The organism is Rhodococcus sp. NJ-530, from assembly GCF_003860625.1.
In the GTDB taxonomy this organism is placed as follows: domain Bacteria; phylum Actinomycetota; class Actinomycetes; order Mycobacteriales; family Mycobacteriaceae; genus Rhodococcus_F; species Rhodococcus_F qingshengii.
This window is the reverse complement of sequence record NZ_CP034152.1, coordinates 5,203,725-5,220,916: the sequence shown is the minus strand read 5'-3', so window position 1 is coordinate 5,220,916 and position 17,192 is coordinate 5,203,725. Positions and strand designations below refer to the sequence as shown.

The window sequence follows — 17,192 nt, the reverse complement described above, 5'->3', positions numbered from 1 at the left end:
AGCAAATTTCGGGGTCGACGCCGCAATGGCGTCGACCCCGAAATCGACTCAGCAGTTCTTCCCGGGCGTTGCCTGAAACCGATGAAGGACGTGATCGAGTTGCTCGGAGGACAGCGCCGGCACGGGCAGTTCCCGATGGTCGGTGCGGGACGCGCAGAGTCCGTCGATCATGAACCCGAGTGCGCGGCGGTAAGCCTGAGGGGCCTCGTCGCCACCGAACTTCTGGGCCATCTTGACGACCTGCATGAGAAGCGGAATGTCGTTGACTTCGAAGTCGCTGCGCAGGGTGCCCTGTTCCTTGGCTCGATTGACAAGTACCGCGGTGTGTCGAGCGATCCCGGCGCGCGCGCGAGCGAAGGTGTCGGACGTGAAGCGTCCGTCCATCAGGAGATCGCCGAATCCGCGGTTGTCTGCCATGCGCAGAGAGATCACGTCGAGAAAGTAGACAAGACCTTCCCAGGCGTCGGGCATCTCTCGGGCGGTGGCGGCGATCGTTTCGATCTCGGAACACCGCGTGTCGAACAGTGCCTGGATCAGTTCGTCCTTGCTGGCGAACCGGCGATAGACGGTGCCGACGCCGACGCCGGCGTGCTTCGCGACGTCCGCCAGCGTGGCGTCGAGTCCTTGGGCAGCGAACACCTCGCGAGCGGAGTTGAGGATGCGCTCGAGGTTGGCCTTGGCGTCGGACCGAAGGCGCGGCTGTGAGCAGTCGGCCGAGGTCCCCGCATGAGAAGCGTCGGGGTGTGTTGTCGGCATCCTCACAGTCTACGGCACTAAGCGGAATGATCGATTCCGTTAGTGCTATATTACTAAGCGGAACGTGTGGTTCCGATTGTCCGTATGAGAGAAGCCGATATGAGCACGTCTGACATCTGGGTCGGGAGCAATCCGATCTCGATGGTGGGTACGCGGAGTGCAGGTTTCGCGGCAACGAGGCTTCGCGCCCTTGCCGGCGACGGCGCCTTTGCTCAGCTCGTTCGTTTTGCCCTCGTCGGCGGAGCCAGCAACATCTTGTACTTTGCCGCTTTTCTGGCGCTGCGCGGTGACGGAGCGCTGGTCGCCAACGCAGTTGGTGCGGTCTTGAGCACCATTCTGGCCAATGAGCTGCATCGCCGGCTCACCTTCCACGCCGCGGATCGCGTCAACTGGTTCACCGCGCAGTGGGAAGGCGGTGGACTCGCACTGGTCGGGTTGATCGCCAGTTCTGCCGCCATCAGTGCGCTCGGCTTCCTTCTCCCAGGCGCCGACGGGCTTCTTCAAGCCGGGCTTGTGATCGCCGTGAGCGGAATTGTCGGTGGCCTGCGATTCGTCGCCCTTCGCGGTTGGGTGTTCTGAGCGGTTCTCGAATTCGGATCGGACTCGGCTCGTAGGGAACACTGAGACCCATGAGCCTTTCGATAGCCGACTCCGGCATCCGTCTGGCTGTGCTCTGCATCGTCATGGCACTTGTCGCCACGCTCGTCTACCGATTCACCTATCTCGGTAGCGTTCGGGTGGTCCCCGGTGCCCTCGCTCGTGGCGCTCTTCAGCTGGCTGCGATTTCGTTGATCCTTGCCGCCGCCTTGGCCCACATCTGGTCGGCGCTCCTCGTGCTCGCCGGCATGTTCGTTGCGGCGTCTTTCACCGCGGCACGACGCTCGAACGCGGGGACGTCCGGAGTTTGGCTGACCATCGCGTTGGCGTCGGGAATCGGTGTGGTTCTGCCACTGATGCTGCTGTCCGGAGTGGTTCCGCTGCAAGGCGTCGCTCTGGTGCCGATCGGCGGCATTGTTCTGGGTGGCGCGATGACTGCAACATCGATGGCAGCCAAACGCGGACTCGACGCCGTCGACGACCGGTACGGGGAAGTGGAAGCAGCACTGAGCCTTGGATTTTCCCAACGCGATGCGCGGTGGGAGGTAGCCCGCACCGCTGCCTCCGATGCTCTGCTGCCTGGAGTCGACCAGACACGCACCGTCGGCCTCGTGACATTGCCCGGAGCCTTTGTCGGTGTGTTGCTCGCGACGGGATCGGCCGTTCAGGCCGGTGCTGTGCAAATTCTTGTATTGGCAGGGTTGTTGTTGGCACAAACCTGCTCGGTGGCCGTGGCGTTGGAACTCGTCGCCCGCGGTTTCGTCTTTCGAGGTCAAGCTGTCAGGCCTGCGCGAGTTCGTTGATCTTGTCGCTGCGAAGGACGCGGCCGGGAAGATCGGGGTGTTTGCCGCGAGGGTGATCATTGCCCTGCCGATGTTTTCACTGGTGGTCACGCTGCTGGGCCACACCCTGCGTAAGAGTGGGTGGAGAGGCACGGAGATTTGATACGACCGTGTCGATTCGTGAATCGTCCATGTATTCGACCAGCACTCGGTTGCCGACCATCACAACGGAACGGACTGGAGATCATCCGGCCGGAATGGCCAACTGAACGCTTGACCTGCAATTATGAGTCCATTTTGATCCGACTCGCGACTAAAGTCCCTACAAACCGGCTGGACGGTTGGCTGAAAATAGTTTTATGGACGAAGGAGTTGATGAAATACACGTTCTCGGATCGGAGTCCGCCGGTCGAATGGTAGAGGCGTCGGCGATCATCGTTCTCGGTGCGCTCTGTGCAGTAGTCGCAGGTTCGGGTGTGTTCTTTGTCGTCGGATCGATTGGTGGCTTCGCCCGATTGCTCTACCTGGTTGTTCGTGGTCCGCTCAACTCTTGCTCGGTACCGGTGTCGAATGTCGAGCTGGCGCCTTCGAGAACGTCATGTGGTCGTTGATGCTCCCGAACGTCGAGTGAAGACGATCAAGGATGTAGTTCTGACGCATGTTCCACGGTGACTTCGATCCCTGCTTCGGGAACTGTTCCACAGCGCGCATGACGTACCCCGACGCCAGGTCCAGGATCGGCCGCTGGTCCATCTCTTCGCTCGCGTGCGGCACGCACTTCGAATAGCCGCGCTTGTCCATCTCCGTCAGCAGTCGGCAGACGTACATCGACGTGAGATCTGCTCGCAGAGTCCACGAGGCGTTGGTGTAGCCGACGCACATCGCGAAGTTCGGTACGTCGCTGATCATCATGCCCTTGTAGACGTAACGATCACCGAGGGTGACGGGTTCGCCGTCCACTTCGATCGACATCCCGCCGCACGCTTCCATCTTCAATCCTGTTGCAGTGACGATGATGTCAGCTTCGAGTTCGCGACCTGACGCGAGACGAATTCCAGTCTCGGTGAAAGTGTCGATGCGATCGGTCTCGATCGAGGCCTTGCCGGATCGGAGGGCTTTGAACAAATCGCCGTCCGGTACGACGCACAAGCGTTGATCCCAGGGATCGTAGGTGGGTGTGAAGTGAGGATCGAGTGGGATCTCTTCCGGGAGTTGGCGACTGATCGCGAGGTTCAGCAACCGCTTTGCGCGCGCAGGACTGCGCCGGCACAGTTGGTAGAAACTCAGGTTCACTACGATGCTCTTCCATCGAGCGATGCTGTGCGCGAGTTGATTCGGCAATACTGCGCGGATGGTGTCCGATACCTTGTCGCTGGACGGCAGAGCCAGAATGTATGTCGGTGATCGCTGGAGCATGGTGACATGGCTCGCGTCGCGCGACATCGTGGGGACCAAAGTGACTGCGGTGGCGCCGCTTCCGATCACAACGATCTTCTTGTCGGAGTAATCGAGATCCTCGGGCCAGAACTGCGGGTGCACTACGTCGCCGCTGAATGATTCACGTCCAGGGAAGTCGGGGGTGTATCCGCCTTCGTAGCTGTAGTAACCACTGCACAGATAGAGGAAGTTGCAGGTCAGGGTTTCATCTTCGTCACCGGTCGTGACAGTGACCGTCCACGTCGAGTCAGCTGACGACCATGATGCGGCCGTCACCTTCCGGTTGTACCGAATCTTCTTGTCGATCCCGTTCTCTCGCGCGGTGTCGCGCACGTACCGGAGGATCGAATCACCGTCGGCGATTGCTTTGGCATCTGTCCACGGCCGAAACGGGTAGCCGAGCGTGAACATGTCGGAATCCGACCGGATGCCAGGGTATTTGAAGAGGTCCCAGGTTCCCCCACTGTTCGCGCGGGCCTCGAGGATTGCGTACGACTTGCCGGGAAGCTCGGTCTGGAGTCGATACGCAGCACCGATGCCGGACAAGCCGGCGCCGACGATCAGGACATCGAGGTGTTCGGTGCTCATCAGTTCGGACTCCGTATCGATCGTGTGGGGCCACCGGGCAGGCTAAGTGTTCGATCTCCACACTACTGAACGATGCTCAGTAAGGCGAGGATGACCATGTGATCGTCGGCGGTCGGATAGCCGCACACAGTGGTTTACCTGCGGCGTCGGTGAGGCCGAGGTCTCCGTGGAGCATGCCGGAAGCGTCGGCCTCCTCGGCGATGTGCTCGGGGATCGCGTCGAGCATCAGCTTTGCGCGCCGAAACATCTCGAACGTCTGGTCATCGGATACCGTCACCCAGGACAGGTAGATGAAGCGTCCGCGAGGTGGACCCTGGATGTATGGACCGAGTAAGTCCCAGGCACCGGACTTTCGCTCCAGACTCGCTGTCAGTTCCCATCGCACTGTCTCGGTATCTCCCGGTACGAGGTCGAGGATTTCGTGTGGCTTGCCTCGGCGCTGAACGCCGACGTGGATGTTGCTGCGCTCTTCGAAGGTTGCGGTTTCGGAACACTCACGTCCGGGCAGGCTGTGACCGGTGATGATGATCTGCATATCGACATCATGCTCTGCATAGGTCGGGAGGGGTTGGCGTGGTGAGTCGTTCGGGTAGAACCTCTGTTGCGGCCGTGGTGGCGAGCATTCTGTTGTCGGGTCTCGGGTGGGGGTCAGGTGTTGCAGTGGCGACGGCGGACGAACCGGAAGTCGCGGGCGCGCTGGAGTCCTATGGCGAACTCTCGGCCGCAGTGTTTCCGGTCGGCGCCGGTGAGACGCAGCGGGTCGTCTATCGAACTCTGCGTACCGCTGACAGATGGGGAGAGTCGTCAGGGTCCGTGTTTCTGCCGGAAGGCGCCCCACCGGCGGGCGGTTGGCCCGTCATCTCCTATGCCCACGGAACTTTGGGCAGTGCGGATCAGTGTGCACCCTCGTCGACCGGATTCGGTCCGGGCGAGATCGAACCGATCGAACGCTGGTTGGAGCAGGGGTACGCGGTGGTCGCTACCGACTACTCGGGAGTCGGTACCGACGGGGTGCTGGCCTATCTCGACGGACATGCCGCCGGGGCGAATGCCGTCGACATCGTGCGGGCCGCGCACGAGTTGTACGGCAATGTGCTGAGTCCGCGGTGGATGGTCGCGGGTTTGTCCGAAGGTGGTCATGCGGCGTACTTCGCGGGACACGATGCCACCACTCGTGCACCGGAATTGGATTTCCGTGGCTCGGTTGTCGTCGCAGGCCCCACACACATGGAAGGGCTGTTTCCGTTGGGCGGCCCGCTGTTTCCCGACATCGGTATCACCGGGCTGGTGGGATATGCGCTGTACGTCCTGGCTGGGATCGACGATCAACGACCCGAAGAGAACATTCGCGAGGTTCTCTCGCCGCAGGGGATCGAGTGGATGGAAAAGGCTCGGACACTGTGCGCCGGAGATCTCGGCCGACACATTCGAGCCGAACGAATCCAGTTGAGCTCGTTGTTTTCTCGGTCGGTATGGACGCCGCGCATGTACGACCTGTTCCGCGAGATGATGCAGGTGCCGGTCGACGGCTACGACCGTCCACTGCGCGTGGTGCAGAGCGTGTCGGACACAACGGTTCCTGTCGCCCTTACCTGGGCGCAACTGGTCGACATGCGTTCGCGGGGAACGCAGTTCGAGTATCAAGAACTCGCCGGAATCAGCCACGGTCAAACGACGGTCGCTTCGATGGACCAGACCATGGAGTTCGTCGATCGATTGATGAGGTGATGTCCTGGTGGTGTGGTTGTCCAGGGTGGCTGTTCAGCGCATACGCCGCGGACCGTAATCGTGGCCACCGTTGGCGAACCACACGATTGCCGCAATCGCGTACAGGATGCAGACCAGGAGTAGTAGGCCGCCTGCGATCCACAGCGAGATCTGACCGAGCCGTTTCACTCGATCGGACGCATACCGCGACCCGGCCACATCGCCGTCAGCCCACAGCGGATACACGTTGAAGGCGTGCGTGAAAGCGGAGAAGGAAAGCGGCCAGAAGAACAGCAGCGAGACCACTGCCCAGCCCGCATTGACGGGTGGTCGAATCGGGTGCTGAGGAACGGATTGCTGGACAGTGGGTTGATCCGGGGTGGTCATGGGGGGCTCCTGACATGAGGTGGCCCTTTCGACGCTACTGCGATGGAGCTGAAGAATCACTGAAAAACGGTGTTCGGTGATGCGATGTGGATCAGCGGCGTAAGTGTGCTGGATCAGCCGCATTGCCAGTCGTGACCGCTGGTGGTGGTTCCGGGTCATTGTTGTGCAGACGAGGGGCGTTCACGTCAGCGCAACTCGATGCCGCTCCGCGAGCATCCTCGCTACCGGCAGGACGTCCTTTGCTGCCATCTCGATACGTTCGAATACCTCGGGGTTGAGGATAGTCGTTCCGTCGAAATCACCTGAGCTGAGATAGATCCCGACCGGAGCGGTCAGCGCTTGGAAGAAAGCGAACAGTGGCCGCAGGGCATGATCCAACACGAGAGCATGGCGGTCGCTGCCACCTGTAGCGGCAAGAATCACCGGAGTGTTGGCAAGCGCGTACTGGTCGACGAGATCGAAAAAATGCTTGAACATTCCCGTGTACGAACCGCGGAACACCGGTGACGCCGCGATGACGATATCGGCGGACTCGACTGCTGCCAGCGCTTCGGCGGTCACTGAGTCGACGTGATCGCGATCCAGAGCAGATGCAAGACCTGGAATCAGATCCACGATTTCGAAAACTCGTGTGTCGATCTGCTCGAAGTCTCCCAAGGTTTCGACGATCAGGTCGACGAGGGCGCGAGTCTTGGAGGGTTTTTGGAGGTTGCCGACAACGGCAACAATTTTGAGCGGTGTGCTCATCGAAACTCCTATTTTTGGGACGACTTCAGCGATTCGATTTCCTTACGCACAACGGGGGCTACTTCGGTGCCGAGGATCTCGATCGCCCGCAGCATGTCCTTCTGTGGCACGTTGCCGAACCCCATCTGGATCATGATGCGGTCATGATGGAACAGTTCGTACTGCGCCATCGTCTTGTCGATGATTTCCTGCGTGCCGCCGAGGAAGAACGCACCCGCGGTGGTTGCCTGCGCTTCATATGCCCTGCGCGGCATGGGAACTCCGTTTCCGCGCTGATGATGATTCTGCATCCACCCGGCCTGGAAGTACGGGTACGACGTGTCGAGTGCTGTTTGCTTCGAGGTATCGACAAATCCTGGCGAAGCAATCGAGACAGCCAGTTTCTTCGGATCGTGTCCGAACTCCGCTGCAGCCCTGCGGTATAGATCGACGAACGGTTCGAACTGTTGGTAACTTCCACCGATGATGGCCAGTGAGAGGGGCAGGCCCAGTTTCGCGGCACGGACGACAGAGGCCGGAGTACCTCCGACTGCGATCCACACCGGAATCTGACGGTCCGGGCGGGGCGTCACGTCACCGTCGATCAGTGGTGGGCGAAGTTGTCCTTCCCAGTTGATCGGGTTTTCGTCGCGCAGTTTCAGTAGTAGATCAAGCTTTTCGGCGAAGAGTTCGTTGTACTGGGACAAGTCGTACCCGAAGAGCGGAAATGACTCCGTGTACGAACCTCGGCCGGCAATGATCTCGGCACGGCCTTCGGAAAGCAGGTCGACTGTCGCGAACTGTTGGAACACACGTACGGGATCGTCGGAACTGAGTACGGTTACGGCGCTGGACAGCTTGATGTTGTCGGTAGCCTGAGCCATTGCCGCGAGCACAACGGCAGGGGCTGAGACTGCGAAGTCGGTGCGATGGTGCTCGCCGACGCCGAAGACATCGAGTCCAACCTGATCGGCAACGGTTGCCTGCTCCACCAAATGACGAAGGTGGACACCGGGATTCATCATCGCGCCGGTGGTGGGATCTGGGGTGAGTTCACCGAAATGGTAGACGCCCAATTCGAAAGCCATGTTGTTTCTCGCTATCTGTTCGTGGGGGTGATGGAGAGTTGTTCTACGTGCGCATCGCATGCGCCGCCTTGATTCGTGTGATGTGTGGCAAGTCGGGAGAAGAAGCGTTCGAGTACCGGAAGCTCCTCGGTTTCAATGAGATCGGAGAAGTATTCGGCGATCCCTCGCGTGTGTATGGCGGACGCTTTTCGAAGCGTCTTCTTGCCCGCAGGCGTCATCGATACCGTCACGACGCGTCGATCGTTGTCCGGTCTAACACGCTCCACTAATCCGGCCTCGACTAATCGATCGACGACGCGCGTCACGCCACTGGTGGTGACCAGGACCAGTTCGGCCAGATCGCCCATTCGGATCGTGTTTCCCGGAGCTTCGTGCAGTCGGAGCAGAACGTCGTACTGGCCAAGGGTGAGTCCGGTGGTGGTTCGAAGGTCCGCCTCCATCTTGCCGAGGATGACGCTGTGGGAGACGACGAGGTCGCGCCACACACGACCACGTACGTGTTCATCAGTTGTCATCGGTGACGCCCTCCATTTATTTGCGACCGCAAGTATTGCTTACTCAAATAATACGCGTGCGACGGTCGAACTATTCCCTGCTCTCATTTGCGCTGGTAGCAAGGGGTTGACTCGAACGCGTGTTCGAGTATTGTTTGGGGAGGGGATCGGGGGATTCAATGAGTGTCTTGTTGTCGGATGTGGTGTCTGGTTCTGCGGTGGGGTTGCGCGGACGCCTGTGGCGGTTGACTGCTGCTGAGTTGCGTGAGGCTGCTGTCGAGGCGAGTGTGGAGATTCTGCGCCTGGAAGCCGTTCGAGTGGCGGTGGTCGACGAACTCTCGTTGCGCCCGGATGATCAGGTGATTGCCAGTCGCGGGGTGGGGTCCTGGTTGGCGGGCAACACGATGTTGCAGGTTCGGGACGGGAAGAAGATCGCCGCGTTGGGTGCGGCTTTGCGGCCGTTTCCGGCGGTGGGAGCTCGGTTCGATTGCGGGGATTGCTCGTTCGATCATGCCGTGTTGATCGTGGCGTTCTGTGAATCGCCGCCGAAGGGGATGCCGGAGGAGGCATTACCGAAGTGCATCGATTTGTTGTTGGCGGCTGCATCCGGTGTCGAGGCCACGACCACGAAGGTGCGGAATGTAATCGCGACGTTGGAGCGAATTTTCGAATCCGATGAGATTCCGCCCGCCGAAGACGTCGACCGGAACGAGTTGCGGATCGCGTCGACGTTGAACGGTCGGGTGGTGGTGCGCGGTGATTTCGATGCCCTCACCGGTGAAATGTTGTTGTCGGCGTTGTCGAATCTGACGATGCCGACCCCGGCACCAGATGGGACGCCGGATTCTCGGTCGGCGGCGAAGCGGACTGCGGATGGGTTCACCGAACTGATTCGCCGCTATCTCGATTGCGCCAAGACCGGTACCGATGGTGGTCAGCGTCCGCATGTGAACGTGCACATCAATGCTCGGGATCTGGCTGAGCATCGGGACTGCGCCGCCACACCAACTGATGGTGGTGGAGTGGCTGTGTCTGATCTCGATGTCGGGCACATGCCCTGGCTCGGACCGCTGTCCGTTTCGCAGACAAGGCTTCTCGGGTGTGATTGTTTCCTCTCGACCGTGCTGCTCGACGATCACGGCACGCCCTTGGATGCGAAACCAGGAAAGAGGTTGGTCACCGCCGAACAACGGACTGCGTTGATTGCCCGCGACAGAGGCTGCGCGTTCCCGGGCTGCACATGCGTGCCCGCCTGGACCGATGCGCACCATATCCGGCACTGGGCGAACGGTGGCCCGACGGTGATGAACAACCTGGTCCTGCTGTGCCGTTCACACCACCGACTGATGCACCGGAAATCAGGGTTCGTCGGCAAATGGGAAATTCGGATAGGAGTCGACAATAAACCCTGGTTCATCCCGCCGCCCTCGATCGACCCCGGACAGCAACCCTGGCCGGCGAACACCACCTTCAAAACCTGAGAGGTCAAACCTCTTTGGCGACAACAGAACACGGACCGAGCACCGCATCGAAGGGATCCTCCGATGCGGTGCCAACCGGCCGTGGAGGAGTCGAATCAGTGCTTCGAGCGCTTGTGGCGGTACATCTCCGCATCGGCCGTATCCCAAGTCTCGGAAAGGCTTTGGGTCATGGAAAAGTCGGCTCGACCGATCGAACAACAGACGTCGGCATTCCGGAACGCCTTCTCCAAACACTCGAGCAGGTAGTCGACGGCGCGCGGCTGTGTATCGGGCAGAGCGATTCCGAACTCGTCTCCGCCCAACCGTGAAACCACCGCACCAGGGTGCGCGCACGCTGCCAAGATCTTGCCGGCCCTTTGAACGTATTCGTCGCCCGCGGCGTGGCCGAGTTCGTCGTTGATGGTCTTCATGCCGTCCAGATCGACGATGATGATAGCTCCCGGATCGGCGAATTGGCGGTACCGAGTTTGCTCGGCCTCGAGGATGCGATTCCACCCGCGCCGATTGAGAAGACCTGTCAACGGGTCGGTCTCGGCATCGAGTTGCGCAGTTTCGGCCAGTCGGACTGACTGCGCGCGCTGATAGTCGACATCGAGAATGGTTCCGAGAAGTCGGCACAGGAGATTGAGGAGGGCTAGGTTGTCCTCGAGTGCTGAGTCGCCCGCACTCGGGTCGGCGCCACACAGAGTGCCGAAGAGACTGCCGTCGTTGTGGAGGATTGGGATGCTGACGTATGCGCCAATGCCTTCCCACCTGCCATCACGGGACAGTGCGCGCACGAGCGCGCGATTCGATGAGACTGGCGGCGCATTTCCGAGTACCACCTCGCTGCACATGGTGTTTGGCCAAGCCCGGGTCTCGCCGAATTCGATGTGAAGTGGGTTGGGTGAGACGGTGAGAAAGATTTGATTGGACCCGTCGAACCGCGTGATCGACCACAGTGCCAGCGGAAGATATTCGTCGAGGTAGGACACGACCGAGCGACTTGCGTCGTCGAAATTCGTCAGAGGTGGCAAGAGTGGCAACATCGGGATGGTGCGCGTCTGGCCGTGCGGCATTTTGACCTCCTGATCGACCCTAGGATTCTGTCGATGTTCAGGCTCTTGGTCCCGCGTGCGACAAATCTTCCACGAACAGTCTGCCTCGATAATCCTCGCGATTGCTGAAAGTGTGCTGTGATTCTTCCGACCGCGGGGCCGTTGATTCTTTGGTGGCCAGCTAATCTTCCGGTATGGAGCTGGCGCGTGGAGCGAACACAGTCGTTGAGGGAACTTCGCTGAAGGTGGCGGTGAACGGTAGCGCCCCGGGCACGGTAGACCTGATGGTGTTCCAGCTCGACGAACGGAACAAAGTACGGGACGACGCAGATTTTGTCTTCTTCAATCAGCCGGTCTCACCCGAAGGCGCGGTGCGCTTGGAGTCCGGCGGCGTCATCGAAATCGACATTGCGAGGTTGCCCGCTGACATCCATCAGCTGAGTGTTGCCGTGGCACTTGATGCGGCGGCAAACGGAACCCTGTCTGCTGTCGGGGGCCTTGGTGTCGTGGTGGAGCAGGTTGGTTCCACCGCCATCGTGGCTCAGGCTTTGGGGTTGACGAGTGAGAGGGCAGCGGTTCTCGTCGAGATCTATCGCCGCGGCGCGGGCTGGAAGCTGCGAAACGTGTCAGCTGGCTGGGACAGCGGATTGGCGGACCTGGTAACAGCATTCGGCGTTTCGGTCGACGAGGAACCGCCGGCTCGACCCGCCGGCTCTGCTGAATCGACAGGCGGTATCCGGACCGTGCCCGACGAAGCCAAACTCTCCATGGTGAAGCGGGAGAAGCTGGACCTCCGAAAGCGCGAAGTGGCCAAGGTCCTGCTGACCAAGGGTGGCAACGGAATTCGGGCACGGGTGGTCCTGGTGATCGACAAAACCGGAAGTATGGCCAAGCAGTACCGCACCAGAGTGGTGCATCGTGTTGTCGAACGCATGATTCCCGTTGCGATCCAACTCGATGACGACGGCAAGCTGGAGCCGTACTTGTATGCAGTCAGCTTCGTCAAACTTCCCGAGATCTCTGTCCATGACGCGGAAGAGTGGTCGGATACCTACCTGCACTTGCGCGGCTCGCACGGCGGTTTCAACTACGACAAGATCGGCGCCGCAAATCGTGAAGTGCCGATCATGACTGAGATTCTTTCCGGCCTGACACGTGGTTCCGCGCCGACGCTCGTCCTGTTCTTCACCGACGGAGGCTTCAGCGAGCGCAAGGAAATCACGAAATTGATGCGCGAAGCGTCTGGGCTCCCGGCCTTTTGGCAGTTCGTCGGAATCGGCAAGGCCAACTACGGAGTGCTGGAGAAGCTCGACGACCTCGACGGCAGGGTGGTCGACAATGCCGGATTCTTCGCGCTGGACGACATCGACACCGTCGACGACGCCCAGTTGTACACCCGTTTGCTGAGTGAATTCCCGGATTGGCACAAGGCAGCTGTAGCCGCGGGCATCACAACGCCGTGATTTAGCTGGTCGAAACCAACTGCGGTGCATTCTCTTTCAAGAATTCGTCGATGTGCGCCCAGGTGGAGTCTCTCGCGGTGGGGCCGGCAACGAGCCCGAGGTGACTTCCCGGCGCCTTCTCGAACCGGACCGACGGCGCGCCGGTGAGGACCGACGTGATTGCTTCCACCGAAGCGATGGGTGCAATCACGTCAGTGGTGCCGCCGATCGCGAGAACGGGAACGCTCAGAGCTGACAGTTTGATCTCGCGTCCGGCAAGCGTGACGGCGTCGTTGTAGAGATTGTTGCCGAGCATGAGTTGTTCGCAGATCTGCTGAAAAGCCTTGCCAGGGTATCCAGGCATGGCTGCCATGAACTTGTCTATCGATTCCATGCGAGCCAGTGTCTCGGTGTTGTGGAGGTTGCGCATGATGAACCATGGCTTGAGAACTTCGCGCTGCAACGCCGTCACCTTGTAACTCGCCTGAACGAGTGGAGCAGGTAGTCCGCCGACAAGATTGGTCGCGGACGTGAGTGGGGTGTCGCCCGTGTATTTGCCGATCAGCCTCAAGGGGCTGATAGCGGGAATCTTCGTGTAATCGATTGGCGTTCCGATTGCCGTGATCGATGCGATCGGCAGGTCGGAGTGAGCGGAGCCCGTGAGCAGAGACATGGTCCCGCCGAGGCTCCACCCGATCAGCGAAACCGGTGCGCCGTCGTGTAGATCCGAGATCGTACGGATCGCTTCGGGGATGATGTCGTCGACCCAGGCCTCGAAACCCATCCCGCGGTCGGAGTACCGCATGGTCCCGTAGTCGAGGAGGTAGGGCGTGTTCGCCCCATCCAGTAGGTGCGCGGCGAGGCTTTGGCCCGCACGAAGGTCGTAACAGTCGGCTGAAACCGCGAGGGGCGGTACGAGGAGAACCGGATTACCTCTTGGCCTCCACAATGCGCCGAAGCGATACAGATCGCGGTGTGGACCTTCGCTGATCAGTACGGACGGGGTGCGTTCGGTCTTCTCGACACCGTCGCCGAACGAGAGTCCCCATGCATTGCGTGCTGCGGTGTCCAGCGTCGGACGCCACGTCGCGATCAAACCACTGATATCGAGCACTGGTTCCCCTCGGAGTCGAATCGGCGGACGGCCGAGTCAGCCGCGCTCGGTGTATGTTACCTGCCTTCACATACATCGATCTCGGGGGTGTAAAAACCCAGCTCGGCAACGGAGCCACCGTGCCGAGCTGGGCTGATCGGGGTGATATGGCAGTGATCGGGTGGGGACGATCAGGCGGGGACGATCAAGCCGGTCGAGGCTGTGGCCGTCGCGTATCGCTGTGCAACGTCTTCCCAGTTGATGACGTTCCAGTAGGCCTTCACGTAGTCGGCCTTGACGTTCTTGTACTGCAGGTAGAAAGCGTGCTCCCACATGTCGAGCATGAGCAACGGAACGATACCGATGCTGATGTTGCCTTGCTGGTCGGTGAGCTGCTCGATGACCAGGCGCTGCCCGACCGTGTCGTAGGCCAGTACCGCCCAGCCGGACCCCTGCAAAGTGGTTGCTACAGCGGAGAAGTGGTTGACGAATGCGTCGAAGGTGCCGAAGTGCTCGTCGATTGCGGCTGCCAACTCGCCCTCTGGCCGCTCACCGCCGTTGGGGGAGAGGTTCTTCCAGAAGATGGAGTGATTGGTGTGGCCGCCGAGGTGGAAGGCGAGGTTCTTGCTGAGCAGCGGCGCCTTCGCGGTGATCGTGCCGTCTTCGCGCGCAGCAGCCAACTGCTCGATTGCGCTGTTGGCGCCCGCCACGTACGTGGCGTGGTGCTTGCTGTGGTGCAGTTCCATGATCTCGCCGGAGATGTGCGGTTCGAGAGCGGCGTAGTCGTAATCCAGTTCGGGGAGAACGTATTCAGTCATGTGACATGCCTTCCTTTGAGGAAATGTTGTGAGTCGAGAGATTTCGATAGGTTCGATTGTGATAGACGAGCGGCGCTGACATGTGCTGCGGATCGATGACGTCGACGACGCGTGCAGTGACGATCACTGCGGCGCCACATGTAGTGGCATTCAAGGGAACCGCACGCAGGGCGTGGCCTGTCCCATGTAGGAACGGTTCACCCGTCGAGAGAAACGACCAGGGCATATCGTCTCCGAAGCGCACAGCGCCGCGGGTTGCGAACGTGGAAGCCAGTCGTTCGTTCGCCGAATTTGCCAGGTGAACAACAAAACTGCGGGCGGAAGCGATGACGCTCGCAGAGCCTCGCAACGACTGCAGTGAAAACGCCAGAACTGCAGGATCGGCGCTGATCGAGATCACCGACGATGACGTGATGCCGGCCGGGCCGTCATCGCCCGTTGCGGTGATGATCGAGACGCCGGCGGGATGGTTCCGGAACGCCTCGACGAAGGAGTTTCGGATGGACGGCTCCGCATCAACAGAGTCGCCCGAAACAGATTGGGTGCCAACCAGTTTTGTGGTCACTCCTCGCCCCTCTTCTGTCTCGGGTTTGCTGCCGTTGCACTGTCTTGTGCAATACCGACGTTAAAACCTCGAGTGCAGTTGAGGTCAAGATGCTGTGGCGGACCTCACCGTCCGAGCTTGGCTGCCAGGCGTTCCATGTATCCGACAACCTCTTCGGGGCTCTTGTCCGGAGTGCCGAACATTGCTTCGGTGACACCGATGTCTTCCCAGTGGGCGAGCTTCTCCGAATCGGGTTTGCCTGCCAGGACGGTTATTTCAGGCTCGCCGACTCTACCTGCTTCGGCCCAGATCTTTCGGAGCAGTTCCACGTTTCCGTCGATCTCCTGCTCGATGGGTGTGGTGATCCACCCGTCGGCAGACTTTGCGATCCACTTGAAAGTCTTCTCGTTGCCGCCGCCGCCCAAGAGGATGGGAGGACGGGGCTTCTGAACTGGTTTGGGCCACGCCCAGCTGGGTCCGTACTTCACGAATTGGCCGTCGTACGACGCTTCTTCCTTCGACCACAGTTCGCCCATGGCTTCGAGATACTCGCGGAGTGCGGTCCGGCGTTTGTTGGGCGGTACGCCGTGGTCGGCGAGTTCCTCTGCATTCCAGCCGAATCCGACGCCGAAGACCACGCGTCCGCCGGAAAGATGGTCCAGCGATGCGATGGTTTTCGCGAGAGTGATCGGATCGTGTTCGAGGGGGAGGGCCACGGAGGTGCCCAATCGGATGGTGTTCGTGACCGACGCGGCGGTGCCGAGGGCAACCCAGGGGTCGAGTGTGCGCATGTAACGGTCGTCGGGCAATTCGGCCGACTGGGTTCCGGGGTGATCGGAATCCCTCGAGACGGGGATGTGAGTGTGCTCCGGAACGTAAAAGGCGTCGAATCCATTCGCCTCCGCAGCCTTTGCTGCATCGGCAGGGCGGATGCCGCGATCACTGGTGAACAGGCTGAGTCCGTAGCGCACTGGTTCTCCTTCGATGGTCCGTCGAAAAACTGTAACCTGTTGCATCTTCGTTCGGATAGGTTTCCAGCCCAGTAAATCGATTGCCGACGTGACCGGGGACGTGGTGAACTCGGGCGGACTTGTTGTGGGTCGAGAAGTGGATGCAGTAGAGGTGGATGCAGTAGTGATGGATGCAGCGGAGATGAATCGGTTGTCGTGGAATGCGGCGACCGTCGCTCACAACAGTCACAAAGGAGACCAGGCACAGTTCTTTCGCAACGGCGGGTCGACCTTGTATCCGGAAGAACTGGCGCTGCTCGGCGAGATCGACGGCTCCTCGATTCTTCATCTGCAGTGCAATTCCGGTCAGGATTCGTTGAGTTTGGCCGCTCTCGGTGCCGCGGTGACCGGCGTCGACATCGCGGATTCCGCGATCGACTTCGCCCGAACCTTGTCCGCGGAATCCGGAATTGCCGCCGATTTCGAGCGTGCCGATGTATCTGCGTGGCTCCGCGCTGCTGCCGCTGGCCAGAGAAAGTTCGACCGAGTCTTTTCTTCGTACGGAACGGTGATCTGGTTACCCGATCTCGACGAGTGGGCCGAGGGGATTGCCGGTGTTCTCGCGCCGAACGGTCGATTCGTTCTGGTGGAGTTTCATCCGTTTGCCATGTGTTTCGACGAGAAGTGGTCGCTGACATACCCGTACGGAGGCGGGACTCCCGTGACCGAACCCCGTGGCGTGGGCGACTACGTGGCAGATTCGGCCGATCTCATCTTGCCAGGCGCTGAGGGAAACGGAGTCGAGAACTTCGAAAATCCTTTCCCCTCATGTGAATTCAACTGGTCCATTTCCGAGGTGCTAGGAGCTTTGCGGCGCGCCGGATTGACGCTCGAGTCCTTCGACGAGTACCCGTACGCCAACGGTTGGCAAGGATTCGAGGAGATGGCTGAACTCGGCGGCAAGCGTTGGGGAGTCCCGGCCGGACGACCCGAGATCCCGCTCATGTATTCGCTGTCGGTTCGCTTGGCCGACTGACGCCTATTTCCCCCGCATTTGCGGGTAATTGCAGACACAGGTAGTAATTACCCCCATGCCCTCGACGCCACTGACACGACGCATCGCCGTCGACCTGTGCCGTCTTGGTGCCAACTGCTGTTGCTGTTGATTCCTTCCGACTCTCCTGAGTGAGAATGGCGCCGCTCTGTGCGCCTTCGCCCCTGCATATGCGCCCGTTGCTGCATGTGTGCCGGAATTTTCCGTACGT

18 protein-coding genes are annotated in these 17,192 nt (G+C 60.3%); 6 read left to right on the top strand and 12 right to left on the bottom strand.

From position 1 onward, the window contains the following. Nucleotides 1-48 precede the first annotated feature (48 nt). Nucleotides 49-756, bottom strand: a complete 708-nt coding sequence (locus tag EHW12_RS24285; RefSeq protein ID WP_007731468.1) for a TetR/AcrR family transcriptional regulator — start codon at nt 754-756, stop codon at nt 49-51. Nucleotides 757-897: 141 nt separating this feature from the next. Here EHW12_RS24285 and EHW12_RS24280 point away from each other — a divergent pair, with 141 nt between their 5' ends. Continuing rightward, a complete protein-coding gene (locus EHW12_RS24280) occupies nt 898-1,335 on the top strand; it encodes a GtrA family protein (protein ID WP_020908979.1) in 438 nt (145 codons plus the stop codon). Nucleotides 1,336-1,385: 50 nt separating this feature from the next. Beyond that, nucleotides 1,386-2,156: an ABC transporter permease gene (locus EHW12_RS24275; RefSeq protein WP_007731470.1), complete on the top strand. Its 771-nt coding sequence runs from the start codon at nt 1,386-1,388 to the stop codon at nt 2,154-2,156. 522 nt (nt 2,157-2,678) lie between these two features. Here EHW12_RS24275 and EHW12_RS24265 read toward each other — a convergent pair. Next, nucleotides 2,679-4,160, bottom strand: coding sequence for an NAD(P)/FAD-dependent oxidoreductase (locus tag EHW12_RS24265; RefSeq protein WP_047271111.1), 1,482 nt, complete (start codon nt 4,158-4,160; stop codon nt 2,679-2,681). A 76-nt stretch (nt 4,161-4,236) separates the two neighbouring features. Continuing rightward, nucleotides 4,237-4,695: a DUF5990 family protein gene (locus EHW12_RS24260; protein ID WP_042452701.1), complete on the bottom strand. Its 459-nt coding sequence runs from the start codon at nt 4,693-4,695 to the stop codon at nt 4,237-4,239. Nucleotides 4,696-4,733: 38 nt separating this feature from the next. Here EHW12_RS24260 and EHW12_RS24255 point away from each other — a divergent pair, with 38 nt between their 5' ends. Next, nucleotides 4,734-5,888, top strand: a complete 1,155-nt coding sequence (locus EHW12_RS24255) for a lipase family protein (protein ID WP_042922323.1) — start codon at nt 4,734-4,736, stop codon at nt 5,886-5,888. A gap of 33 nt (nt 5,889-5,921) precedes the next feature. Here the strand turns inward: EHW12_RS24255 and EHW12_RS24250 are convergent, their stop codons facing one another. The 4 genes from EHW12_RS24250 to EHW12_RS24235 form a co-directional block, all read right to left on the bottom strand. Next, complete coding sequence (locus tag EHW12_RS24250; RefSeq protein ID WP_007731480.1) at nt 5,922-6,254, bottom strand: CD225/dispanin family protein; 333 nt, start codon at nt 6,252-6,254, stop codon at nt 5,922-5,924. A 180-nt stretch (nt 6,255-6,434) separates the two neighbouring features. After that, nucleotides 6,435-7,001 (bottom strand): FMN reductase, encoded by a 567-nt coding sequence (msuE, locus tag EHW12_RS24245; RefSeq protein WP_007731485.1) that lies wholly within the window; start codon nt 6,999-7,001, stop codon nt 6,435-6,437. A gap of 8 nt (nt 7,002-7,009) precedes the next feature. Further along, nucleotides 7,010-8,068, bottom strand: coding sequence for an LLM class flavin-dependent oxidoreductase (locus EHW12_RS24240; RefSeq protein ID WP_007731487.1), 1,059 nt, complete (start codon nt 8,066-8,068; stop codon nt 7,010-7,012). Nucleotides 8,069-8,079: 11 nt separating this feature from the next. Further along, nucleotides 8,080-8,583 carry a MarR family transcriptional regulator gene (locus tag EHW12_RS24235; protein ID WP_007731489.1) on the bottom strand — a complete coding sequence of 168 codons (504 nt, stop codon included), beginning with the start codon at nt 8,581-8,583 and terminating at the stop codon, nt 8,080-8,082. Between the two features lie 158 nt (nt 8,584-8,741). Between EHW12_RS24235 and EHW12_RS24230 the strand changes: the two genes are divergently transcribed. Then, entirely contained in the window at nt 8,742-10,043 is a 1,302-nt protein-coding gene (locus EHW12_RS24230; protein ID WP_125051934.1) for an HNH endonuclease signature motif containing protein, read from the top strand. Nucleotides 10,044-10,138: 95 nt separating this feature from the next. On the opposite strand, the gene EHW12_RS24225 is transcribed toward EHW12_RS24230, so the two are convergent. After that, a complete protein-coding gene (locus tag EHW12_RS24225) occupies nt 10,139-11,101 on the bottom strand; it encodes a sensor domain-containing diguanylate cyclase (RefSeq protein WP_007733774.1) in 963 nt (320 codons plus the stop codon). 173 nt (nt 11,102-11,274) lie between these two features. On the opposite strand from EHW12_RS24225, the gene EHW12_RS24220 reads away from it, so the two are divergent. Next, a complete protein-coding gene (locus EHW12_RS24220; protein WP_007733776.1) occupies nt 11,275-12,543 on the top strand; it encodes a VWA domain-containing protein in 1,269 nt (422 codons plus the stop codon). A gap of 1 nt (nt 12,544) precedes the next feature. Here EHW12_RS24220 and EHW12_RS24215 read toward each other — a convergent pair whose 3' ends face one another. From EHW12_RS24215 to EHW12_RS24200, 4 genes are all read right to left on the bottom strand, one after another. Then, nucleotides 12,545-13,636 carry an alpha/beta fold hydrolase gene (locus EHW12_RS24215; protein WP_007733778.1) on the bottom strand — a complete coding sequence of 364 codons (1,092 nt, stop codon included), beginning with the start codon at nt 13,634-13,636 and terminating at the stop codon, nt 12,545-12,547. A 170-nt stretch (nt 13,637-13,806) separates the two neighbouring features. Next, nucleotides 13,807-14,433, bottom strand: coding sequence for a superoxide dismutase (locus EHW12_RS24210; RefSeq protein WP_003940303.1), 627 nt, complete (start codon nt 14,431-14,433; stop codon nt 13,807-13,809). After that, a complete protein-coding gene (locus EHW12_RS24205) occupies nt 14,426-14,998 on the bottom strand; it encodes a flavin reductase family protein (protein WP_007733780.1) in 573 nt (190 codons plus the stop codon). Before EHW12_RS24205 ends, EHW12_RS24210 begins: the two co-directional genes overlap by 8 nt. Before the next feature lie 104 nt (nt 14,999-15,102). Continuing rightward, a complete protein-coding gene (locus EHW12_RS24200) occupies nt 15,103-15,948 on the bottom strand; it encodes an LLM class F420-dependent oxidoreductase (protein WP_007733781.1) in 846 nt (281 codons plus the stop codon). Between the two features lie 88 nt (nt 15,949-16,036). On the opposite strand from EHW12_RS24200, the gene EHW12_RS24195 reads away from it, so the two are divergent. Then, nucleotides 16,037-16,963: a class I SAM-dependent methyltransferase gene (locus EHW12_RS24195; protein ID WP_007733782.1), complete on the top strand. Its 927-nt coding sequence runs from the start codon at nt 16,037-16,039 to the stop codon at nt 16,961-16,963. Nucleotides 16,964-17,192: the final 229 nt, after the last annotated feature.

Bases quoted from the DNA above. Each gene is read 5' to 3' on its own strand.
- msuE (WP_007731485.1), bottom strand. From the start codon at position 7,001: ATGAGCACACCGCTCAAAATTGTTGCCGTTGTCGGCAACCTCCAAAAA.
- EHW12_RS24285 (WP_007731468.1), bottom strand. From the start codon at position 756: ATGCCGACAACACACCCCGACGCTTCTCATGCGGGGACCTCGGCCGAC.
- EHW12_RS24225 (WP_007733774.1), bottom strand. From the start codon at position 11,101: ATGCCGCACGGCCAGACGCGCACCATCCCGATGTTGCCACTCTTGCCA.
- EHW12_RS24275 (WP_007731470.1), top strand. From the start codon at position 1,386: ATGAGCCTTTCGATAGCCGACTCCGGCATCCGTCTGGCTGTGCTCTGC.
- EHW12_RS24280 (WP_020908979.1), top strand. From the start codon at position 898: ATGGTGGGTACGCGGAGTGCAGGTTTCGCGGCAACGAGGCTTCGCGCC.
- EHW12_RS24260 (WP_042452701.1), bottom strand. From the start codon at position 4,695: ATGCAGATCATCATCACCGGTCACAGCCTGCCCGGACGTGAGTGTTCC.
- EHW12_RS24235 (WP_007731489.1), bottom strand. From the start codon at position 8,583: ATGACAACTGATGAACACGTACGTGGTCGTGTGTGGCGCGACCTCGTC.
- EHW12_RS24265 (WP_047271111.1), bottom strand. From the start codon at position 4,160: ATGAGCACCGAACACCTCGATGTCCTGATCGTCGGCGCCGGCTTGTCC.
- EHW12_RS24210 (WP_003940303.1), bottom strand. From the start codon at position 14,433: ATGACTGAATACGTTCTCCCCGAACTGGATTACGACTACGCCGCTCTC.
- EHW12_RS24220 (WP_007733776.1), top strand. From the start codon at position 11,275: ATGGAGCTGGCGCGTGGAGCGAACACAGTCGTTGAGGGAACTTCGCTG.
- EHW12_RS24250 (WP_007731480.1), bottom strand. From the start codon at position 6,254: ATGACCACCCCGGATCAACCCACTGTCCAGCAATCCGTTCCTCAGCAC.
- EHW12_RS24230 (WP_125051934.1), top strand. From the start codon at position 8,742: ATGAGTGTCTTGTTGTCGGATGTGGTGTCTGGTTCTGCGGTGGGGTTG.
- EHW12_RS24240 (WP_007731487.1), bottom strand. From the start codon at position 8,068: ATGGCTTTCGAATTGGGCGTCTACCATTTCGGTGAACTCACCCCAGAT.